Raw genomic sequence first — 19,844 nt, 5'->3', positions numbered from 1 at the left:
CGGCTCACGGGCGTATCGCCGTCTCTCGCCCTTCCGGACTGCACGCCGGGGCACGCCGAAAGGTGGGAAAGAGAGAAGAGGATGCCCGAAAACACGGTTTCGAGCCGGTCAAGTCTAACAGACGGGCCGGATCATCCCCGGCCGCGTGCCAGATCGAGGGCGCCGGGCGGATAGAACGGCACGGACTCCTCCGACACGTCCTCGAGGCGGTACCAGCCGACGGTGGTGTCGCCGTCGAGTACGGGCAGGCGGTCGCCCTGCGGGTGGGCCTCCAGCTCGGGGCTCCGGACCGCGAAGACGTAGGCGATCTCGTGTCCCGGCCGGCCCTCGTTGTCGAAGATGTTCTCGACCACCCCGACGAGTCGGGTCTCGGTGACGGTCGCCCCCAGCTCCTCGGCGATCTCGCGGCGGACGGCCGCCTCGGCGGTCTCGCCCGGCTGCACTCCTCCGCCGGGAGCACGGAGGAACACGGGACGGGCCGGCGTCGCGGCGTACTCCTCGGCGAGGACGTGGCCGTCGCGGATCAGCACCGCGACGGCGATGACCCGGATGCGGGGGCGCGTGCGGACGTCCGCCGCATAGGCGCGCAGCGCACGACCGTAGAGGGGAACCTCGTCCGCGAGAGCGCCGAGCGCGGTCCGCAGGGCACGCGCGGGCTTGTCGTCGTCGTAGAGCGCGAGGGCCTCGAATCCTGCCGCCGCCGCGGACAGCGGGTCGGCGGGATCGATCCCCTTGAGGGCCGCCATCGCCCCGGAGGCATCGCCGACGTTCCGGAGCGAACTCGCGAGCTGGATGATCGCCTGACTGCGCAGGGGCGGGCGGAGTCCCGCATCCAGCGCGCGCCGGTACAGCGGGATGGCGGCCGCCTCCTCCCCGAGGAAGTCCTCGACCGATGCCCGCTCGAACAGGCACCGCGCATCGTCCTCCGGGCGATCGGCGAGGGCGTCCGCCATCGCCGATCGCAGCGCTTCCGGCTTACCGTCGTCGGCGCCCTCCCAGATGGCCTCGATGCGGCGCTCCCACGAGTCAGTCACCGAGGATCTTCCGGATCTTCTCTAGGCGGGCGGAGATGTCGCGCTCGACGCCGCGCGAGGTCGGCTCGTAGTAGCGTCGGCCGCGCAGCTCGTCGGGGAGGTACTGCTGGGTCGCGACGCCCACGTCGAGGTCATGCGGGTAGACGTAGCCCTTGCCGTGACCGAGGCGTTTGGCTCCCGCATAGTGCGCGTCGCGCAGGTGCACCGGCACCCGCCCGAAGCCGCCCGCGCGGACGTCCGCGATCGCCGCGTTGATGGCGTTGTACGCCGCGTTCGACTTGGCCGTCGTCGCCAGGTACGCCGTCGCCTCCGCGAGCGGGATGCGGCCCTCCGGCATCCCGATGAAGGCCACGGCGTCGGCGGCCGCGACCGCGATCTGCAGCGCCTGCGGATCGGCGAGGCCGATGTCCTCGGCGGCCGAGATCACGAGCCGTCGCGCGATGAAGCGCGGGTCCTCCCCCGCTTCGATCATGCGGGCGAGGTAGTGCATGGCGGCATCCGGATCCGAACCGCGGATCGACTTGATGAACGCGCTGATGACGTCGTAATGCTCGTCGCCCTGCCGGTCGTAGCGCAGGAGAGCGCGGTCGACGGCCTGGGCGACGTGCTCGGCGGTGATGACCGGGGCGTCCTCCCCGGGCTCCGCCATGGCCGCGGCGGCCTCCAGCGAGGTGAGGGCGCGGCGCGCGTCGCCCGAGGCGAGGTGGACGAGCGCGGCACGTGCGTCGTCCGATAGCTCGACGGCCCCGGCGAGTCCGCGAGCGTCGGTCACGGCGCGGTCGATCAGCATGCCGAGGTCGGCGTCCGTCAGCGGCTGCAGGGTGAGCAGGAGCGAGCGCGACAGCAGCGGCGAGATCACCGAGAACGAGGGGTTCTCGGTGGTCGCGGCGATGAGGATGACCCATCCGTTCTCGACGCCGGGGAGCAGGGCGTCCTGCTGCGCCTTGGTGAACCGGTGGATCTCGTCGAGGAACAGGATGGTCGACGTTCCGTACAGGTCGCGCTGGGTCATCGCCTCCTGCATGACCTCGCGCACGTCCTTCACGCCCGCGGTCACCGCGGACAGTTCGACGAACCGACGGCCCGACGTCCGCGCGATAGCCTGGGCGAGCGTCGTCTTGCCCGTGCCGGGCGGGCCCCAGAGGATCACCGACACGGCTCCGGTCGTCGCACGGCCGGGGTCGGCGAGAGCCACGAGCGGAGAGCCGGGGCGCAACAAGTGCGTCTGCCCTGCGACCTCGTCGAGCGATGCGGGCCGCATCCTCACGGCCAGCGGCGTCGCACCACGGAAAAGCGCGTCACTCTGGGCCATCCCCCCAGGCTAACCGCCCCCACCGACATCGTGCCGAGGCTGCGGGGCTCCGGTTTGGAACGGATGCCGGGGACTGAATACTCTGCAGATGGCCGCGCGGGCGTGCGCGGCGCCGACGAGAGGATCATCGTGGCAGCGGGCAGAGGCAAGGGGCGCGACACCGCGCAGGAGCGCGAGCGTGCCCGCCTGTATGAGGCGCGGCGCCGGTTCCACGCCTCCGTCATCCAGCGCAGGCGCCGGGACAACCTGATCGCGGGCGTCGCCGGCGGCCTCCTGATCGCCGCCTTGCTGGGTGCGCAGGTCGCCTATTACACGCTCGGGCCGGGCATGCCGGAGCCGGAGCCGACACCGACCGCGCCCACCTCCCCCAGCGGGACACCCACCCCGGGACCGAGCGGGTCGCCGACGCCGTCCGCCTCACCGTCGGGCTCGCCGACCCCCTCTCCGACCCCGTGACCGCCGTACTAGGCTGAGTCACTAATCCGACCCCCATGCGGCGCATGCCGCCGACGAGGTGACCCCCGTGAGTTCCGCCACCCCTGAATCCGCCGAGACCCAGCCGTGGGGCCGCGTCGACGACGACGGCACCGTTTCCGTCCGTGAGGGCGACCAGTGGCGTGTCGTCGGGCAGTACCCCGACGGCACCCCCGAAGAGGCGCTGGCCTACTTCGAGCGCAAGTTCGCCGACCTCGCGTCCGAGGTGACGCTCCTCGAAGTGCGCCACCGTCGCGGCGGCGCCTCGGCATCCGACCTCCGTTCCACGGCACGTACCATCCGGGAGCGCCTGGACGGTGCCGCCGCCGTCGGCGACCTGGCCGCGCTCGAAGCCCGCGTCACCGCGCTCGAAGGCGCCCTCTCCGAGGCGAGCGCGGAGGAGGCCCAGGCTCAGCGTGCCGCAGTGGATGCCGCGGTGGCCGAGCGCGAGTCGATCGTTGCCGAGATCGAGGCGATCGCCGCGAAGGACCCCCGCTCCATCCAGTGGAAGCAGACGACCGCGGACGTGGCTGCCTTGTTCGCCCGCTGGCAGGAGCACCAGAGCAGCGGCCCGCGTCTGCCGAAGGCCGTAGGTCAGCAGCTCTGGAAGCGGTTCCGCGACGCCCGCGCGGTCATCGACAAGAACCGCCGCGAGTTCTACTCGAGCCTCGACGAGCAGCACAAGGCCGCCCGCGACGCGAAGACCCGGCTGGTCGAGCGCGCCGAGGCCCTCGCGCCGCAGGGTGAGGACGGCATCGCCGCCTACCGCACGCTCCTCGACCAGTGGAAGTCCGCCGGCCGCGCGGGCAAGAAGGCCGACGACGCGCTGTGGGCCCGCTTCAAGGCCGCCGGCGACGTGCTCTACGGGGCGCGCATCGAACGCGAGAACGCCGACGTCGAGGCATCCAAGGAGAAGATCGAGGCCAAGCGCGCTCTTCTCGACGAGGCCGCGGGCGTCGCGAAGGAGAAAGACAACGGCAAGGCGCGCGCTCTTCTCACCAACATCCAGCGCCAGTGGGATGAGATCGGTCGGGTCTTCCCGCGTGACACCGAGCGCGGCCTGGACGACCAGCTCCGCAAGGTCGAGACCGCGCTGAAGGCGCGCGAGGACGAGGACTGGAAGCGCAACAACCCCGAGACGAAGGCGCGTCAGAACGACATGACGAGTCAGCTCCAGGATGCGATCTCCAAGCTCGAGGACGAGCTCGCCGCCGCCGAGGCCTCGAAGGACAAGGCCGCGATCGCCAAGGCGAAGGACGCGCTCGAAGCCCGCAAGGGCTGGCTGCGCGCCCTCGGCGGCTGACCGCCTCCGACACAGCACCGACGCCGCGGCGGGATTCTCCACAGAGTCCTGCCGCGGCGTCGTCGTCTCGGCGCGGTGTCGCAGACTGCCCTCATGTGGCCGTTCCTCTACTTCGCCGATGACCGCCTGTCGACCGCCGAGTTGACCGCGGCCCGGCTGGATGGTGACCTCATCGAGATCGGCGAGGCGTTCATGCCCGCCGACGCCGTCGAGACGCGCGAACTGCGGGCGGCCTCGTTCCGCGCGGTTGCCGGGATCCACCGGGCCGTCACGCACGCGAGCGCGGCATGGGTGCACGGGGCGATCCCCGAACCGCCCCTCATCCAGACCCTGCAGCGCGCCGGCCGGACGCGGGCCGCCGTCCCCCTCGACACCCGCATCCGCTTCCGCGACGTGGCCCTCCCCGCCTCCGACGTCGAGACCATCAGCGGCGTGGCTGTGACGACGCCGGTGCGCACGCTCGTCGACCTCGTCCGGGACGCCGTCGTCGGCGCCGGTCCGTCACGGCTGGTCGACGACGTACTGGCTTGGCGCCCGGAGCTCCTCGCGGATGCGCTGAGCTGGATCGAGACCTCCGGACCTGTCCACCACAAACGGGCGGCCGCCACCGAGCTCCGGCGTCGTCAGGACGAGGTGACCCGGTAGACGTCGTACACGGCGTCGATCCGGCGGACGGCGTTCAGCACGCGGTCGAGGTGCACCGTGTCCCCCATCTCGAAGACGTAGCGGCTGAGGGCGAGGCGGTCGTTGGTCGTCTGAACGGATGCCGAGAGGATGTTCACGTGGTGCTCGCTGAGCACCCGCGTGATGTCGCTCAGCAGGCCAGACCGGTCGAGCGCCTCGACCTGGATGTGCACGAGGAACACGCTCTTCGACGTCGGTGCCCACGACACCTCGATCATCCGATCGGGCTGGTCGCGCAGCGCGGCCGCGTTCGTGCAATCCGCGCGGTGGACCGAGACCCCGCTGCCGCGCGTGACGAACCCGACGATCTCGTCGCCCGGCACCGGCGTGCAGCACTTGGCGAGCTTCACGAGGATGTCGGGAGCACCCCGCACCAGCACGCCGGAGTCGCCGCCGCGCGGCGCCCTCGACCGACCGACGGCCGGAAGGTCGATCGGACCGGTGGAGGTGTCCTCCTCCTCCGAGCGCACGAGCGCGGTGACCTTCTCGATCACGGACTGGGTCGAGACGTGTCCTTCGCCGACTGCGGCGTAGAGGGCGGTGACGTCCTCGTAGCGCAACTGGTGAGCCACCGCGGTGAAGGAGTCCTGGCTCATCAGACGCTGCAGCGGCAGGTTCTGGCGGCGCATCGCACGGGCGATCGCGTCCTTGCCCTGCTCGACGGCCTCGTCGCGGCGCTCCTTCGTGAACCAGCCGCGGATCTTGTTGCGCGCCCGGGTGCTCTTGACGAACGCCAGCCAGTCCTGGCTCGGCCCGGCATCCGGGTTCTTCGAGGTGAACACCTCGACGACGTCGCCCGAGTGGAGTTCGGACTCCAGCGGCACGAGGCGGCCGTTGACCTTCGCGCCCATCGTGCGGTGGCCGATCTCGGTGTGGACGGCGTACGCGAAGTCGACGGGGGTCGCCCCGGCCGGAAGACCGATGACTCGTCCCTTCGGCGTGAAGACGTAGACCTCCTTCGCACCGATCTCGAACCGAAGCGAGTCGAGGAACTCCCCCGGATCGGCGGTCTCGGCCTGCCAGTCCGAGATGTGCGCCAGCCAGGCCATGTCCTGGTCGATGGCCTTGGAGTCGGCCTTGCCGCCGGCGATCTGCTCCTTGTACTTCCAGTGCGCCGCCACACCGTACTCAGCCTGCTGGTGCATCTCGTGGGTGCGGATCTGGATCTCGACCGTGCGCCCGCCGGGACCGATCACGGTCGTGTGGAGGGACTGGTAGAGGTTGAACTTCGGCGTGGCGATGTAGTCCTTGAACCGCCCGGGGATCGGGGTCCACCGCGCGTGGATCGCGCCGAGCACGGCGTAGCAGTCGCGGACCGTGTTCACCATGATCCGGATGCCGATGAGGTCGTAGATGTCGTCGAACTCGCGACCGCGGACCACCATCTTCTGGTACACGGAGTAGAGCTGCTTCGGCCGCCCCATGACACGACCGCGGATACGAAGATCGCGCAGGTCCGTCTCCACGGCGTCGATGACCGTGTGCACGTACTGCTCGCGCTGCGGGGTGCGCTGCTTGACCAGCGAGTCGATCTCGGCGTAGAGCTTCGGGTGCAGGACGGCGAACGAGAGGTCCTCGAGTTCGCTCTTCGCGGTCTGGATCCCGAGGCGATGCGCCAGCGGCGCGTAGATCTCGAGGGTTTCACGGGCCTTCTTGGCGGCCTTCTCGGGCGGAACGAAGCCCCACGTGCGCGCGTTGTGGAGGCGATCGGCGAGCTTGATGAGGAGCACGCGGATGTCCTTCGACATCGCGACGATCATCTTCCGCACGGTCTCGGCCTGTGCCGCATCGCCGTACTTGACCTTGTCGAGCTTCGTGACGCCGTCCACGAGCATCGCGACCTCGTCGCCGAAGTCCGCCGTCAACTGGTCGAGCGAGTAGTCGGTGTCCTCGACCGTGTCGTGCAGGAGGGCCGCCGCGATGGCGCGGGGGCCGAGGCCCAGCTCGGCGAGGATCTGCGCGACGGCGAGGGGGTGCGTGATGTACGGCTCGCCGCTCTGACGCTTCTGCGTCGCGTGCGCCTTCGCGGCCGTGCGGTAGGCCCGCTCCACGATCGCGATGTCGCCCTTGGGGTGGTGCATGCGCACCGTGCGCATGAGCTCCTCGAGCGCGTCCCGCGAGGGGGCGCGGGAGAAGATGCGCGGCACGAGTCGGCGCAGCGACTGGCCCCCGGTCGCGACTCCTGTCGGGGTGACCGCCTCAGCCATGCGATCGCCTCCCGTCTGTCCGCACGCGCGTGGAACTGGAGGACAATCCTACGCCCGCGCGCATCCGGCTCAGACCGCGGCGACGGCGGCCGAACGAGCCTCGATGACGCGCTGATCCCGCGCCTTGAGGTCGGACTCGTTCTCGCGCAGCAGCGAGTACAGCGGGGCCGCGACGAACAGCGTCGAATAGGCCGCGACGATCGTTCCGACGAAGATCGAGAGCGAGATGTCGGTGAGCGTCTGCGCACCGAGCCACAGGGCGCCGATGAAGAGGATCGCTCCCGTCGGCAGCACGGCCACGACGGTCGTGTTGATCGAGCGGACGAGCGTCTGGTTCACCGCGAGGTTGACCGACTCGCCGAACGTCCTCCCGGACTTCTCCCCGTCTTCGAACGTGTTCTCGCGGATCTTGTCGAACACGACCGTCGTGTCGTACAGCGAGTACGACAGGATCGTGAGGAAGCCGATGACGGCCGCCGGGGAGATCTCGAACCCGAACAGGGCGTACACCCCGACCGTCACGACGAGCACGTCGACCAGACCGATCATCGCCGCGACGGACATCTTCCACGTGCGGAAGTACAGCGCCAGGATCAGGAACGTCAGCACGAGGAATATCGCCAGACCCCACAGCGACTGCCGGGTGACGCTCTCACCCCAGCTCGGCCCGATGAAGGACGAGCTCACGCTGTCATCCGGAACGTTGAACGCCTCGACGAGGGCGGAGGTCACTTCGCGCGTCTCCAGCTCGCCGAGCTGGTCGGTCTGGATGCGGAGGCTGTCGTCGCCGACCGTGGTGACGCGGGTCGCGGCATCCGGGACGACGGACTGCACCGCATCGGTCGCACGCAACTGGTCCGGGGATGCCACGTCGTTGACGGTGAACTGCGAGCCGCCCGTGAACTCGATCGAGAACTGGATGGGGCGGAAGACCGGCACCAGCGCCGAACCGATCACGAGGATCGCCGCGATGAGGAACCAGAGGCGCCGACGGCCGACGAACGGGAAGGAGACCTTCCCCGTGTACAGGTCGTTACCGAAATCGTTCATGGAGCGCATCAGTCGTTCCCCTCCCCTGCGGAGCGGGTATCGCCGCTCTGCTGCGCGAGCTTGCGCTCGGCGATCGTCTGGCGGCGGACCGCCTCACTGCGGGACCTCGACGACCGCTTCTCGGACTGCGACTTTCCGCCCGCGGCCACCGGGGCGCGGAACTGCGCACGGCCGCGATACACCGCGCCGAGCGCGGTCGGGTCGAGCCCGGACAGCGGGTGTCCGCCCCCGAAGAACGACGTGCGCGCGAGTAGCTGCAGCACCGGGTGGGTGAAGAGCACGAAGATGAGCACGTCGATGACGGTCGTGAGACCCAGCGTGAAGGCGAAGCCCTTCACGGTCGCGTCGGCGAGGATGTAGAGCACCACGGCGGCGAGGATGTTGATCGACTTGGAGATGTAGATCGTCCGCTTGGCGCGTGCCCAGCCGTCCTCCACCGCACTCGTGATCGACTTGCCGTCACGGAGCTCGTCTCGGATGCGCTCGAAGTAGACGATGAACGAGTCGGCGGTGAAGCCGATCGTCACGATGAGGCCCGCGACACCGGCCAGCGACAGGCGGAAGCCCATGCGCCAGGCGAGGATGCAGAGCGTGATGTAGGTCAGGATGCCCATCACGGCGAGCGAGGCGATGATGACCGACCCGAGCGCGCGGTAGACCACGAGCGAGTAGACCGCGACGAGGGCGAGGCCGATGAGGCCCGCGACGAGGCCGATCAGCAGCTGCTGGGAACCGAGCGTCGCGGAGATCGCGTTGCTGCTCTGCACCTCGAAGCTCAGCGGCAGGGCACCGTACTTGAGCTGGTCGGCGAGGGTCTTCGAGGTCTCCTGGTCGAAGTTGCCGGTGATCTGCGGCTTGCCGTCGGTGATGACCGCGTTCATCGAAGGCGCCGAGATGACCTCGCCGTCGAGCACGAAGGCGAACTGGTTCTGCGGCGGCTGCAGGTTGAACAGACGCTGGCTGATCTCGCCGAAGGTCTCCGTCCCGGCGCTGTCGAAGACGATGTTGACGGCCCACTGACCGTTCTGCGAGTTGAGACCGTTCGACGCGTCCGAGATGGCCGAACCGTCGAGTTCGACCGGTCCGAGCAGGTACTTCGCCGACCCGTCGGCGTCGCACGTGATGAGCGGCTGGTCGGCGGGCTCCTGTGCGGCGTCGTTCGCGGGGTTCGCGCAGTCGTAGGCGAGGAACTCGGCCTGGACCTCCTCCGTCGCCCACGACAGGTCGCTGCCGTTGGTCGGCGACGGGGTGGGCGTCGCGTTCAGCGAGGGGCCCGGGGTCGGGTAGGGCGTCTCCTTGCCGTCGTCGCCGATGAAGGTGTTCGTCGGAGCGGCGGTGTAGAGCACCGCGCGCAGCTGCATCTGCGCCGAACGGCCGATGCGGTCGCGGGTCTCCTCGTCGGCGATGCCCGGGAGCTGGACGACGATCTGGTTGCCCGCCTGCGTGGTGATGTCGGTCTCACCGACACCCGAGGCATCCACGCGCTGGCGGATGATCGAGACTGCCTGCTGCATCTGGTCGGCGGTGGGCTGCGCCCCCTCCTCCGTCTGCGCCTGCAGGATGATCTGCGTGCCGCCCTGCAGGTCGAGGGCGAGCTCGGGAACCCACGAGCTCCGCTCGAACAGGTAGACGCCCGCGGCGTTCACGCCGAAGAGGACGGCCGTCAAGGCCAGGAGTCCGATCAGTGCGCGCCACGCGCGCCGGACGGGGGTGGATGAAGCCACGGAGGGAACTTTCGTGAGGGGCCGCCGGAGCGGTGAGGTCAGGCCTTGGGCTTGTCGTCCGCGTCGGGGGTGCCGTCGACCGGGCGCGGGTCGACGTCGGCCTCGTCGCGGGAGACGATCACGTCGTCACCGGGGACCTGCTCGGTTTCATCGACGACGGGCTCCTCCTCCTCGACGGCGCGCAGGATCGCCTGGCTGTGGACCTCGACGACCATGCCCGGGGCGAGCTCGACGTGGGCAGGCTTCGAGAGGTCGGTCGGGTCGTACTCGACGATCGTCCCGTAGAGGCCGCCCTGGAGCAGCACCTTCACGCCGGGCACCATCTGCAGGGCCTTCTTCTCCTGCTCCTCCTTCATCCGCTTCGTGCGACGACGCGAGCTGATGAACATGAAGACGAGCAGACCCGCCAGCAGGATGAGCAGGCCGTAGTCCGTGAAGAAGTTGCCTCCGGTGGCCTGCGTGGTGTTCTGCTGGGAGAGAAGCAACATGAACGGGTGTCCGCCTTTCGGGTGGGCACGCCGCAGCGATGCGGCGAAGAGGGTGGGAGGCCGGAGCCTTCAGCGATTATAGGTCATCGAGGGTCAGCGCCCCGTCGTGGCGGGGGATGCCCAGGTGCGCGTACGCCTCGGGGGTCGCGACGCGCCCGCGGGGGGTGCGCCCCATGAAGCCGATGCGCACGAGGTAGGGCTCGACGACCGATTCGATGGTGTCGGCCTCCTCCCCCACCGTCACCGCGAGGGTGTTGAGCCCCACGGGGCCGCCGCGGAAGCGGCGTACGAGGGCGTCGAGCACCGCGCGGTCGAGCCGGTCGAGTCCCAGATCGTCGACGTCGTACAGGTCGAGCGCGGCGGACACGTCCGCCGTCGTCGCCTGCGTCGAGGAGCCGCCGTGGACCACGACGTAGTCCCGCACCCGGCGCAGCAGCCGATTCGCGATGCGGGGTGTGCCGCGCGACCGACGTGCGATCTCGGCGCGGGATGCCGCCGGCAGGTCGACGTCGAGCATCACCGCCGAACGGGCGATGACCTGCTCGAGCTCGATCGGCTCGTAGTACTCGAGGTGGGCGGTGAAGCCGAACCGGTCGCGCAGCGGGTTCGGCAGCATTCCCGACCGCGTCGTCGCGCCGACGAGGGTGAAGGGAGCGAGATCGAGCGGGATGCTGGTGGCCCCGGCCCCCTTGCCGACCATGATGTCGACGCGGAAGTCCTCCATCGCGAGGTACAGCATCTCCTCGGCCGAGCGCGCCATCCGGTGGATCTCGTCGATGAAGAGGACCTCGCCGGGCACCAGGCTCGACAGCAGGGCGGCGAGATCTCCGGCGTGCTGGATCGCGGGACCGCTGGACATCCGCAGAGGACGCTCGCTCTCGTGCGCGACGATCATCGCGAGGGTGGTCTTGCCGAGCCCCGGAGGGCCCGACAGCAGGATGTGGTCGGCCGGACGCTGCTGGATGCGGGCAGCATCCAACAGCAGCTGCAGCTGCCCGCGCACCTTCATCTGACCGACGAACTCGGCGAGCGACCCCGGGCGCAGCGCGCCTTCGACGGCGAGTTCGCCCTCGTCCTCGGGAAGGCGCTGGTCGCGAGCCTCAGACACCGGTGCGCTCCGCACGTGCGGGACCGAGATGGGCGAGAGCGAGCTTGAGCAGCGCCGGCACGGTGGCTCCCGCGGGCGCCTCGGCCAGGACGTTCTCGGCGGTCTCCGTCGCGACGCGCTCGCTCCACCCCAGCGCGACGAGCGCCGCCGCCAGCTGCACGCCGAGACCCTGCGCGGCGGGGACGCCGGGCGTCGCGCGGGCCGGCGCGGTGAGCTTGCCGGCGAGCTGCACGACGATCAGTTTGGCGGTCTTCGGGCCGATGCCCGAGACGCGGCGGAAGGGCGCGTCGTCCTCATCGGCGACCGCGGTAGCGATCTGATCGACTGTGAGGGCCGAGAGCACCCCGAGCGCGGACTTCGGTCCGACACCCGAGACACTGAGCAGATGGCCGAACACGTCGAGTTCGGACCGGTCCTCGAAGCCGAACAGCAGCATGGCATCCTCGCGGACGATCATCGAGGTGTGCACGAGGACCTCGTCGCCGAGGTGGAGCTGCCGCGCGTGCTGCGCCGTGACGGCGACCGCGTAACCGACCCCGTGCACGTCGATGACGACCGAGTCGGGTTCGAGGTGCAGCACACGGCCGCGCAGCGAGGAGATCATGATCCGAGCCTAAGCGAGCCTTCGGACCTATGTTCGAGCGACACACCTGGGACGTGCGGTCTCAGCGTCGCGTCGCCTTCTCAGCGGCGGCCCACGCACGCTGGGCGGGGGTGAGCGCCGCGACGGCGCCTCCAGCGGCCGGACCGCGACGCCACGCGTGGCAGAGCGCCAGGGCGAGCGCGTCGGCGGCGTCGGCGGGCTGCGGCAGCGCGTCGAGGCGCAGCACCCGCGCGACCATCGTCTGCACCTGCAGCTTCTCGGCGTTGCCGTAGCCCGTGATGGCGGCCTTGACCTCGGACGGCGTGTGCGTCGCGGCGGGCAGCCCGTGCTCGGCGGCGAGCAGCAGCGCGATGCCGCTGGCCTGCGCCGTCCCCATGACGGTGCTGCGGTTCTGCTGGGCGAAGACCCGCTCGACGGCCACGACGTCCGGCCCGTGATCGGCGATCACCGCGCGGATGCCGGCCGCGATGCTCGCGAGCCGCTGCTCGATCGGCGCATCGGTCGCCGAACGGACGACACCGACGTGCACGAGCGTGGCCGACCGATCGGCGCGCACGTCGACGACCCCGACGCCGCAGCGGGTGAGTCCCGGATCGATGCCGAGGACGCGAAGAGCGGATGCCACTCCCCCACGCTAGGCGGGAGGTGCGGCATCCGCTCGTCGGCGCGCCTGCGGAGTCAGTCCTCGTCGTCGGTTTCGAGCTCGGCCTGGACCTCGGGCGTCAGGTCGAAGTTGGCGTAGACGTTCTGCACGTCGTCGCTGTCCTCGAGGGCGTCGATGAGGCGGAAGATCTTGCGCGCGGTGTCGGCGTCGATCTCGACCTTGAGGTTCGGGACGAACTCGACGTCGGCCGAGTCGTACTCGATGCCGGCGTCGGTGAGCGCGGTGCGCACCGAGACGAGATCGGATGCCTCGGTGACGACCTCGAAGCCCTCGGCCCGCGGCTCGATCTCCTCGGCACCGGCTTCGAGAGCCGCCATCATGAGGTCGTCCTCGGTCGTCCCCTCACCGGAGACGACGATGACGCCCTTGCGGGTGAAGTTGTACGCGACCGATCCCGGATCGGCGAGGGTGCCGCCGTTCCGGGTGAGGGCCGTGCGGACCTCCGCGGCGGCACGGTTCTTATTGTCGGTCAGACACTCGACCATGAGCGCCACGCCGTTGGGTCCGTAGGCCTCGTACATGATCGAGGTGTACTCGACCGACTCGCCGCCGATGCCGGCGCCGCGCTTGATGGCGCGGTCAATGTTGTCCTTCGGGACCGAGGTCTTCTTCGCCTTCAGGACGGCGTCGAAGAGGGTCGGGTTGCCCTGCAGGTCCGCACCACCCAGCTTGGCGGCGACCTCGATGTTCTTGATGAGCTTCGCCCACGACTTCGCACGACGCGCGTCGATGACGGCCTTCTTGTGCTTCGTGGTGGCCCACTTGGAATGTCCGCTCACGGGACTCCTCTCGGAAAAAGCGCGGGGTCCAGTCTACGACCGTGCCGACATGGGGCCGCTACGCATCCTGCACGCTCGCAAGGAACAACTCGTGGAAACGCGTCTCGGCATCGAGCTCCGGGTGGAAGGAGAGGCCGATGACCGCACCCTGGCGCACCCCCACGACCCTGCCGTCGGGGAGGGCGGCGATCGCCTCGGCCGCCGGTCCGACCTCTTCGACGACGGGGGCGCGGATGAAGGTCGCGCGCACCGGCGGCTCGCCGACCGCCGGCACCGAGAGCTCGGTCTCGAAGGACTCGACCTGGCCGCCGAACGCGTTCCGGCGCACCGTCACGTCCAGGCCGCCGAACGTCTGCTGCCCGGCGATCCCGTCCGCGAGGCGATCGGCGAGGAGGATGAGGCCGGCACAGGTGCCGTACACCGGCATCCCCTCCGCGATGGCGGAACGGATGGGCTCTTGCATCCCGAACGCGCGGGCGAGCTTGTCGATGACACTCGACTCGCCCCCCGGGAGCACGAGCCCCTGCACCTTCGCGAGCTCCTCCGGCCGTCGGACTGGGACGACGTCGGCGCCGAGCTCGGCGAGCACGCGCGTGTGTTCGCGGACGTCGCCCTGGAGGGCGAGGACGCCGACGCGGGGAGCGGTCACCATCCCCGCTCAGCGAGCCGGTGCGGCGCGGCGAGGTCGGAGACGTTGATGCCGACCATCGCCTCACCGAGCCCACGCGAGACGTCGGCGATGACCTTCGCGTCGTCGTGGAACGTCGTCGCCGTGACGATCGCCGCGGCACGTTCGGCGGGGTTGCCGCTCTTGAAGATGCCCGAGCCCACGAAGACGCCGTCGGCTCCGAGCTGCATCATCATGGCCGCGTCCGCGGGTGTCGCGACACCGCCGGCGACGAAGAGGACGACGGGCAGGTTGCCGGTCTCGGCGACCTCGGCGACGAGCTCGTAGGGCGCCTGCAGTTCCTTGGCCGCGACGTAGAGCTCGTCCTTCGGCAGCGCGGCGAGGGCGGCGATCTCACCGCGGATCCTGCGGATGTGCTTCATCGCTTCGGACACGTCGCCGGTACCGGCCTCACCCTTCGAGCGGATCATGGCCGCGCCTTCGGTGATGCGTCGCAGGGCTTCGCCGAGGTTCGTCGCTCCGCAGACGAACGGCACCGTGAAGTCCCACTTGTCGATGTGGTTCACGTAGTCGGCGGGTGAGAGCACCTCGGACTCGTCGATGTAGTCGACACCGAGCTCCTGCAGCACCTGCGCCTCGACGAAGTGCCCGATGCGCGCCTTGGCCATCACGGGGATGGAGACCGACGCGATGATGTCGTCGATGAGGTCGGGGTCGCTCATGCGGGCGACCCCACCCTGGGCGCGGATGTCGGCGGGCACGCGTTCGAGCGCCATGACGGCGACGGCGCCGGCGTCCTCGGCGATCTTGGCCTGATCGGCGGTGACGACGTCCATGATGACGCCGCCCTTGAGCATCTCGGCGAGGCCGCGCTTCACCCGCGCGGTTCCAGTCGTGTTCGTTGGCATAGGCCAAAAGTTAGCATGACACGGACATAGACTCGTCCCATGGCAGACGATGTCCTGACGATCGGCGGCGAGACCGCCGCCGAGATCGCGGACAGCATCCGTGCCCTCATCGACCGAGGCGACCTCACCCCCGGCGCCGCACTCCCCTCCGTCCGCGCGCTCGCTGAGCTCGTCGGGGTGAACCGCAACACGGTCGTCGCCGCGTACCGCCTCCTCGCCGCCGCCGGAGCGGTCGAGACCGCCGGCCGCGCCGGTACCCGCGTCGCGCCGCGCTCCGACCCGGCGCAGGAGGGCTTCGCCGCGGACACCGTGCTGCGCGACATCGGGACCGGGAACCCGGACCCCGCGCTCATCCCGGACCCCTCGCATGCGCTGTCGAGCCTCGCGGGTCGGCCCGTCCTCTACGGCGAACCGACGATCGACCCCGACCTCGAGGCGTGGGCGTCTCAGTGGATCGCGAAGGATCTGCCCGAACGCGCCGAGCTGCGCCTCACCATCACGGGCGGTGCGGTCGACGCGCTCGAGCGCCTCTTCGCCGACGCCCTCACCCGCGACGACGCCGTCGGGCTCGAGGACCCCTGCTTCCTCTCCGCCCTCCGCACGGTAAGGATCGGCGGTTACCGGCCGGTCCCGATCCCGGTCGACGATCAGGGGATGACGGTCGCCGGACTACGCGCCGCGCTCGACGCCGGCGTGCGCGCCATCGTGTGCACCCCACGCGCGCAGAACCCCACCGGTGTGAGCCTGACCGCCGAGCGGGCGGCGCAGCTGCGCGCCGTGCTGGAGCAGCATCCATATGTCCTCGTGATCGAGGACGACCACTTCTCGATGCTCTCGCGCGAGCCGTACCACTCGATCATCGGGCCCGGGCACCGACGGTGGGCCCTCATCCGCTCGGTGTCGAAATTCCTCGGGCCCGACATGTGCCTCGCGGTCACCGCGAGCGACACCGAGACCGCCGAGCGCCTGGCGCGCCGACTGAGCCCCGGGTCCACGTGGGTGAGCCACCTGCTGCAGCGTCTTGTGCTCGCGCTCGTCTCCGACGACGCCGTCCTGGCCGGGGTGGAGCGCGCGGCACGCCATTACCGCGCGCGTAACGACCGCTTCGCTGCGGAGCTCACGCGACTCGGCCTGCCCACCGCGGCGGGCGACGGGCTGAGCGTGTGGGTGCGTGTCCCCGCTCCCGCCCGCGCCGTCGCCGAGCAGCTCATGCGTCGTGGGTGGCTCGCCCGTCCCGGCGACGAGTTCGTCCTCGCCGATCCCGCGGCGACCCACCGCCTGCGCCTGACCGTCCACGATCTGTCCGACACCGACCTCGCGCGCCTGGCCGCCGACGTCGCCGCCTCGGCGCGAGCCATCGCGCCCTCACCGGAAGCGAGTACCGCCCCGTGAAGATCCTCTCCATCCAGTCCGCCGTCGCGTACGGTCACGTCGGAAACTCCGCCGCGGTGTTCCCGCTGCAGCGCATCGGCGTCGAGGTGTACCCGGTGTACACCGTGAACTTCTCGAACCACACCGGATACGGCGCGTGGCGCGGCCCGCTCATCAGCCCGCAGGACGTCGCCGACGTCATCACCGGCATCGAGGAGCGCGGCGCGTTCGGCGAGATCGACGCCGTCCTCTCGGGGTACCAGGGCGGCGAGGGCATCGGCGACGTCATCCTCGACGCGGTCGCCCGGGTGAAGGCCGCCAACCCGAACGCGATCTACGCGTGCGACCCCGTCATGGGCAACGCGAAGAGCGGATGCTTCGTGGCCCCCGCCATCCCGGTCCTGCTGCGCGAGCGGGTCGTCCCGGCCGCCGACCTCATCACCCCGAACCAGTTCGAACTGGGGTTCCTCACCGGGACCGAGCCGTCGGGCCTCGAGTCGACGCTCGCGTCGGTCGACGCCGCCCGGGCGATGGGCCCGTCGACGGTCCTCGTCACGAGCGTCGAGCGTCCCGACCGCCCCGAGGGGACGATCGAGATGCTCGCGGTCACGGACGACGGCGCGTGGATCGTCCGCACCCCCCACATCCCCATGAAGGCCAACGGCTCGGGTGACGTCACGGCAGCTCTGTTCACGGCGCACTTCCGCCGCACCGGCGACGCGGCGGACGCCCTCGCGCGGACGACCTCGAGCGTCTTCGACCTGCTGCAGCAGACGTACGACGCGGGTTCGCGCGAGCTCCGACTGATCGAGGCGCAGGAGGCCTACGCCCACCCGCGGATGCAGTTCGAGGTCACGCAGGTCCGCTGAGCGTACGGAGGGCCGGCCGGGTCAGAGAGTCGGCCAGGCCTCCTGCACGGCCTGGCGGACCTCACCGAGCAGCTGCGGCAGGGCCTTCGTCTTGGCGATGATGGGGAAGAAGTTCGCGTCCGTCGCCCAGCGCGGCACCACGTGCTGGTGCAGGTGCTCGGCGACACCGGCGCCGGCGACCGCCCCCTGGTTCATTCCGAGGTTGAACCCGTCGCAGTTCGCGACGGTCCTGAGAACCCGCATCGCGATCTGGGTCAGCGCGCCGATCTCGGCGACCTCCTCGGGGGTCGCATCGTCGTACGTCGCGAAGTGACGGTACGGGCACACCAGCAGATGACCCGAGTTGTACGGGAAGAGGTTCAGCAGCACGTAGGCCGTCTCGCCGCGCGCGACGATCAGCCCCTCCTCGTCGGACTTGTCCGGCGCGGCGCAGAACGGGCAGTCGTGCTTCAGTGGCTCGGAGCCCGCCTGGATGTACGCCATCCGGTGCGGCGTCCACAGGCGCTGGAACTCGTCGGGCACGCCGGCGAGCTGAGCGGCATCCTCCACACGACGGTCGTCGTCCGTCATGACAGGTCCGCGGCGGCGTTCACGAGCGTGCGGTCCGCGATCGCCGCGACGATCTTGTCGATCGCCTCGTCGACGGGGATGCCGTTGGTCTGCGAGCCGTCGCGGAACCGGAACGACACCGTGCCCCCCGAACGGTCCTGCTCCCCCGCGATGAGCTGAAGGGGGACCTTCTGGGTCGTGTGGGTGCGGATCTTCTTCGGCATGCGGTCGTCGGAGTGATCGACCTCGGCGCGGACGCCCTCGGCGCGCAGGCGCGCCACGATCTCGTCGAGGTACGGCCCGTACTCCTCGGCGACGGGGATGCCGACGACCTGGACCGGAGCGAGCCACACCGGGAAAGCACCCGCGTAGTGCTCGAGGAGGATCGCGAAGAAGCGCTCGATCGAGCCGAACAGCGCACGGTGGATCATGACGGGACGGTGCTTCTCACCGTCGGGACCGGTGTACTCGAGCCCGAACCGCTCCGGCTGGTTGAAGTCGAGCTGGATCGTCGACATCTGCCAGGTGCGACCGATCGCGTCACGTGCCTGGACCGAGATCTTCGGGCCGTAGAACGCGGCCCCGCCCGGGTCGGGCACGAGCTCGAGACCGGAACCCTCGGCGACCTCCCGCAGGGTCTGCGTCGCCTCGTCCCACAGGCTGTCGTCGCCGATGAACTTGGGGTTGCCCTCCTCCTTCGTCGACAACTCGAGGTAGAAGTCGTTCAGCCCGTAGTCGCGCAGGGTCTTCAGCACGAACTCGAGACTGTGCTCGAGCTCGCCCTTGACCTGGTCGGCGGTCACATAGATGTGGGTGTCGTCCTGCGTCATCCCCCGTACGCGGGTGAGGCCGGCGAGCGTGCCGCTCTTCTCGTAGCGGTAGACCGAGCCGAATTCGCTGAGCCGCAGCGGCAGTTCGCGGTAGCTGCGTCCGCGCGAGCGGAAGATCAGGTTGTGGAACGGGCAGTTCATGGGCTTGAGGTAGTACTCCTGGCCCTCGCGTGAGACGTGACCGTCGGCATCCACCACCTCATCCAGCACCATCGGGGGGTACATGCCGTCGGCGTACCACTGCAGGTGACCGCTCGTCATGAACAGGTCACCCTTGGTGATGTGGGGCGTGTTCACGACCTGGTATCCGTTGGCGAGGAGACTCTCGCGCATGTAACGCTCGATCTCGTACCGGATGATCCCGCCCTTGGGGTGGAACACCGACAGGCCGGGCCCGATCTCCTCGGGGAAGGAGAAGAGGTCGAGGTCCTTGCCGAGCTTGCGGTGGTCGCGCTTGGCGGCCTCCTCGAGTCGGTGCTGGTAGGCGCGCAGCTCGTCCTTCGTGGGCCACGCGGTGCCATAGATGCGCTGCAGCTGCGGGTTCTTCTCGCTGCCGCGCCAGTAGGCCCCGGCGACGCGGGTGAGGTCCCAGCCGTTGCCGGCGATGCGGGTGCTCGGGACGTGGGGCCCTCGGCAGAGGTCCTTCCACGCGGTCTCACCGTCGCGGGTGACGTTGTCGTAGATGGTGAGTTCGCCGGCGCCCACCTCGACGGACGCGCCCTCGGCCGCCTCCTGCGACCCGCCCTTCAGCCCGATCAGCTCGAGCTTGAACGGCTCATGGGCGAGCTCGGCGCGGGCCTCGTCATCGGTCACCACGCGGCGGACGAAACGCTGTCCTTCACGGACGATGCGCTCCATCTCCTTCTTGATGGCCTTGAGGTCCTCGGGGGTGAAGGGCTCCTCGACGCCGAAGTCGTAGTAGAAGCCGTCGGTGATCGGCGGGCCGATCCCGAGGTTCGCCTGCGGGCGGACGCGCTGCACGGCCTGCGCGAGGATGTGGGCCGTCGAGTGGCGCAGGATGTTCAGCCCGTCGGGGCTCGACACGGTGACCGGCTCGACGCCGTCGAGAGAGTCGACGACCGTCGCGAGGTCCTTCAGCTCGCCGCGGATGCGGAGCGCGACGACGGAGCGGTCGGGGAACAGGGCGAAACCGTCGGCGGGAAGGGCGACATCCGCCGGGGCGATCGGATCAGACAAGGGGAGATCTCCAGAAGGTGGCTCGGATCACGGTGACTCAGCTTCGAGCGCTGTACGCGCT

At 69.9% G+C, this 19,844-nt stretch carries 19 protein-coding genes; 5 read left to right on the top strand and 14 right to left on the bottom strand.

Annotation, left to right across the window (positions count from 1 at the left end; translation table 11 throughout):
* Positions 1 to 131: 131 nt before the first annotated feature.
* Together Q9S71_RS09830 and Q9S71_RS09825 are read right to left on the bottom strand one after the other, a co-directional pair.
* Positions 132 to 1,034: a tetratricopeptide repeat protein gene (locus Q9S71_RS09830; RefSeq protein WP_311862060.1), complete on the bottom strand. Its 903-nt coding sequence runs from the start codon at positions 1,032 to 1,034 to the stop codon at positions 132 to 134.
* Entirely contained in the window at positions 1,027 to 2,346 is a 1,320-nt protein-coding gene (locus tag Q9S71_RS09825; protein WP_311862059.1) for a replication-associated recombination protein A, read from the bottom strand. The genes Q9S71_RS09830 and Q9S71_RS09825 overlap by 8 nt, the downstream gene beginning before the upstream one ends.
* Before the next feature lie 129 nt (positions 2,347 to 2,475).
* On the opposite strand from Q9S71_RS09825, the gene Q9S71_RS09820 reads away from it, so the two are divergent.
* The 3 genes from Q9S71_RS09820 (at position 2,476) to Q9S71_RS09810 (ending at position 4,768) form a co-directional block, all read left to right on the top strand.
* Positions 2,476 to 2,802 carry a dioxygenase gene (locus Q9S71_RS09820; protein ID WP_311862057.1) on the top strand — a complete coding sequence of 109 codons (327 nt, stop codon included), beginning with the start codon at positions 2,476 to 2,478 and terminating at the stop codon, positions 2,800 to 2,802.
* 58 nt (positions 2,803 to 2,860) lie between these two features.
* Positions 2,861 to 4,123 carry a DUF349 domain-containing protein gene (locus Q9S71_RS09815; RefSeq protein ID WP_374209360.1) on the top strand — a complete coding sequence of 421 codons (1,263 nt, stop codon included), beginning with the start codon at positions 2,861 to 2,863 and terminating at the stop codon, positions 4,121 to 4,123.
* A gap of 93 nt (positions 4,124 to 4,216) precedes the next feature.
* On the top strand, positions 4,217 to 4,768 hold the full coding sequence (locus Q9S71_RS09810; RefSeq protein WP_311862055.1) for a type IV toxin-antitoxin system AbiEi family antitoxin: 552 nt from the start codon (positions 4,217 to 4,219) through the stop codon (positions 4,766 to 4,768).
* Here the strand turns inward: Q9S71_RS09810 and Q9S71_RS09805 are convergent.
* The 10 genes from Q9S71_RS09805 to pdxS form a co-directional block, all read right to left on the bottom strand.
* On the bottom strand, positions 4,747 to 7,014 hold the full coding sequence (locus tag Q9S71_RS09805) for a RelA/SpoT family protein (protein WP_311862053.1): 2,268 nt from the start codon (positions 7,012 to 7,014) through the stop codon (positions 4,747 to 4,749). The genes Q9S71_RS09810 and Q9S71_RS09805 overlap by 22 nt on opposite strands.
* 69 nt (positions 7,015 to 7,083) lie before the next feature.
* Positions 7,084 to 8,073, bottom strand: coding sequence for a protein translocase subunit SecF (gene secF / locus Q9S71_RS09800; protein WP_311862052.1), 990 nt, complete (start codon positions 8,071 to 8,073; stop codon positions 7,084 to 7,086).
* Positions 8,073 to 9,788, bottom strand: a complete 1,716-nt coding sequence (gene secD, locus Q9S71_RS09795; protein WP_311862051.1) for a protein translocase subunit SecD — start codon at positions 9,786 to 9,788, stop codon at positions 8,073 to 8,075. The genes secF and secD overlap by 1 nt, the downstream gene beginning before the upstream one ends.
* 38 nt (positions 9,789 to 9,826) lie before the next feature.
* Positions 9,827 to 10,276, bottom strand: coding sequence for a preprotein translocase subunit YajC (locus Q9S71_RS09790; protein ID WP_311283723.1), 450 nt, complete (start codon positions 10,274 to 10,276; stop codon positions 9,827 to 9,829).
* Positions 10,277 to 10,352: 76 nt separating this feature from the next.
* A complete protein-coding gene (ruvB, locus tag Q9S71_RS09785; protein WP_253034626.1) occupies positions 10,353 to 11,384 on the bottom strand; it encodes a Holliday junction branch migration DNA helicase RuvB in 1,032 nt (343 codons plus the stop codon).
* On the bottom strand, positions 11,377 to 11,988 hold the full coding sequence (gene ruvA / locus Q9S71_RS09780) for a Holliday junction branch migration protein RuvA (protein WP_311862050.1): 612 nt from the start codon (positions 11,986 to 11,988) through the stop codon (positions 11,377 to 11,379). Before ruvA ends, ruvB begins: the two co-directional genes overlap by 8 nt.
* 61 nt (positions 11,989 to 12,049) lie before the next feature.
* Positions 12,050 to 12,613: a crossover junction endodeoxyribonuclease RuvC gene (gene ruvC / locus Q9S71_RS09775; protein WP_311862047.1), complete on the bottom strand. Its 564-nt coding sequence runs from the start codon at positions 12,611 to 12,613 to the stop codon at positions 12,050 to 12,052.
* 53 nt (positions 12,614 to 12,666) lie between these two features.
* The gene (locus tag Q9S71_RS09770) at positions 12,667 to 13,431 is read right to left on the bottom strand and encodes a YebC/PmpR family DNA-binding transcriptional regulator (RefSeq protein ID WP_217531651.1); all 765 of its coding nucleotides are present in this window, start codon (positions 13,429 to 13,431) and stop codon (positions 12,667 to 12,669) included.
* A gap of 58 nt (positions 13,432 to 13,489) precedes the next feature.
* Positions 13,490 to 14,083 (bottom strand): pyridoxal 5'-phosphate synthase glutaminase subunit PdxT, encoded by a 594-nt coding sequence (gene pdxT / locus Q9S71_RS09765; protein WP_311862046.1) that lies wholly within the window; start codon positions 14,081 to 14,083, stop codon positions 13,490 to 13,492.
* The gene (pdxS, locus tag Q9S71_RS09760; RefSeq protein ID WP_311862045.1) at positions 14,077 to 14,967 is read right to left on the bottom strand and encodes a pyridoxal 5'-phosphate synthase lyase subunit PdxS; all 891 of its coding nucleotides are present in this window, start codon (positions 14,965 to 14,967) and stop codon (positions 14,077 to 14,079) included. The genes pdxT and pdxS overlap by 7 nt, the downstream gene beginning before the upstream one ends.
* Positions 14,968 to 15,006: 39 nt before the next feature.
* On the opposite strand from pdxS, the gene Q9S71_RS09755 reads away from it, so the two are divergent.
* Positions 15,007 to 16,359, top strand: a complete 1,353-nt coding sequence (locus tag Q9S71_RS09755; RefSeq protein ID WP_311862044.1) for an aminotransferase class I/II-fold pyridoxal phosphate-dependent enzyme — start codon at positions 15,007 to 15,009, stop codon at positions 16,357 to 16,359.
* Positions 16,356 to 17,207 (top strand): pyridoxal kinase PdxY, encoded by an 852-nt coding sequence (gene pdxY / locus Q9S71_RS09750; protein WP_311862043.1) that lies wholly within the window; start codon positions 16,356 to 16,358, stop codon positions 17,205 to 17,207. The genes Q9S71_RS09755 and pdxY overlap by 4 nt, the downstream gene beginning before the upstream one ends.
* Positions 17,208 to 17,228: 21 nt before the next feature.
* Here the strand turns inward: pdxY and Q9S71_RS09745 are convergent, their stop codons facing one another.
* Positions 17,229 to 17,777 carry an HIT family protein gene (locus tag Q9S71_RS09745; protein ID WP_311862042.1) on the bottom strand — a complete coding sequence of 183 codons (549 nt, stop codon included), beginning with the start codon at positions 17,775 to 17,777 and terminating at the stop codon, positions 17,229 to 17,231.
* Positions 17,774 to 19,783, bottom strand: coding sequence for a threonine--tRNA ligase (gene thrS / locus Q9S71_RS09740; RefSeq protein ID WP_311862041.1), 2,010 nt, complete (start codon positions 19,781 to 19,783; stop codon positions 17,774 to 17,776). The genes Q9S71_RS09745 and thrS overlap by 4 nt, the downstream gene beginning before the upstream one ends.
* Between the last annotated feature and the right edge of the window lie 61 nt (positions 19,784 to 19,844).

This window comes from Microbacterium gawkjiense, assembly GCF_031932225.1.
GTDB classification, from domain to species: domain Bacteria; phylum Actinomycetota; class Actinomycetes; order Actinomycetales; family Microbacteriaceae; genus Microbacterium; species Microbacterium gawkjiense.
This window is presented reverse-complemented; position numbering and strand designations above follow the sequence as displayed.

Bases quoted from the DNA above. Each gene is read 5' to 3' on its own strand.
- Q9S71_RS09825 (WP_311862059.1), bottom strand. From the start codon at position 2,346: ATGGCCCAGAGTGACGCGCTTTTCCGTGGTGCGACGCCGCTGGCCGTG.
- Q9S71_RS09810 (WP_311862055.1), top strand. From the start codon at position 4,217: ATGTGGCCGTTCCTCTACTTCGCCGATGACCGCCTGTCGACCGCCGAG.
- Q9S71_RS09805 (WP_311862053.1), bottom strand. From the start codon at position 7,014: ATGGCTGAGGCGGTCACCCCGACAGGAGTCGCGACCGGGGGCCAGTCG.
- secF (WP_311862052.1), bottom strand. From the start codon at position 8,073: ATGCGCTCCATGAACGATTTCGGTAACGACCTGTACACGGGGAAGGTC.
- Q9S71_RS09790 (WP_311283723.1), bottom strand. From the start codon at position 10,276: ATGTTGCTTCTCTCCCAGCAGAACACCACGCAGGCCACCGGAGGCAAC.
- ruvA (WP_311862050.1), bottom strand. From the start codon at position 11,988: ATGATCTCCTCGCTGCGCGGCCGTGTGCTGCACCTCGAACCCGACTCG.
- pdxT (WP_311862046.1), bottom strand. From the start codon at position 14,083: ATGGTGACCGCTCCCCGCGTCGGCGTCCTCGCCCTCCAGGGCGACGTC.
- pdxS (WP_311862045.1), bottom strand. From the start codon at position 14,967: ATGCCAACGAACACGACTGGAACCGCGCGGGTGAAGCGCGGCCTCGCC.
- Q9S71_RS09755 (WP_311862044.1), top strand. From the start codon at position 15,007: ATGGCAGACGATGTCCTGACGATCGGCGGCGAGACCGCCGCCGAGATC.
- Q9S71_RS09745 (WP_311862042.1), bottom strand. From the start codon at position 17,777: ATGACGGACGACGACCGTCGTGTGGAGGATGCCGCTCAGCTCGCCGGC.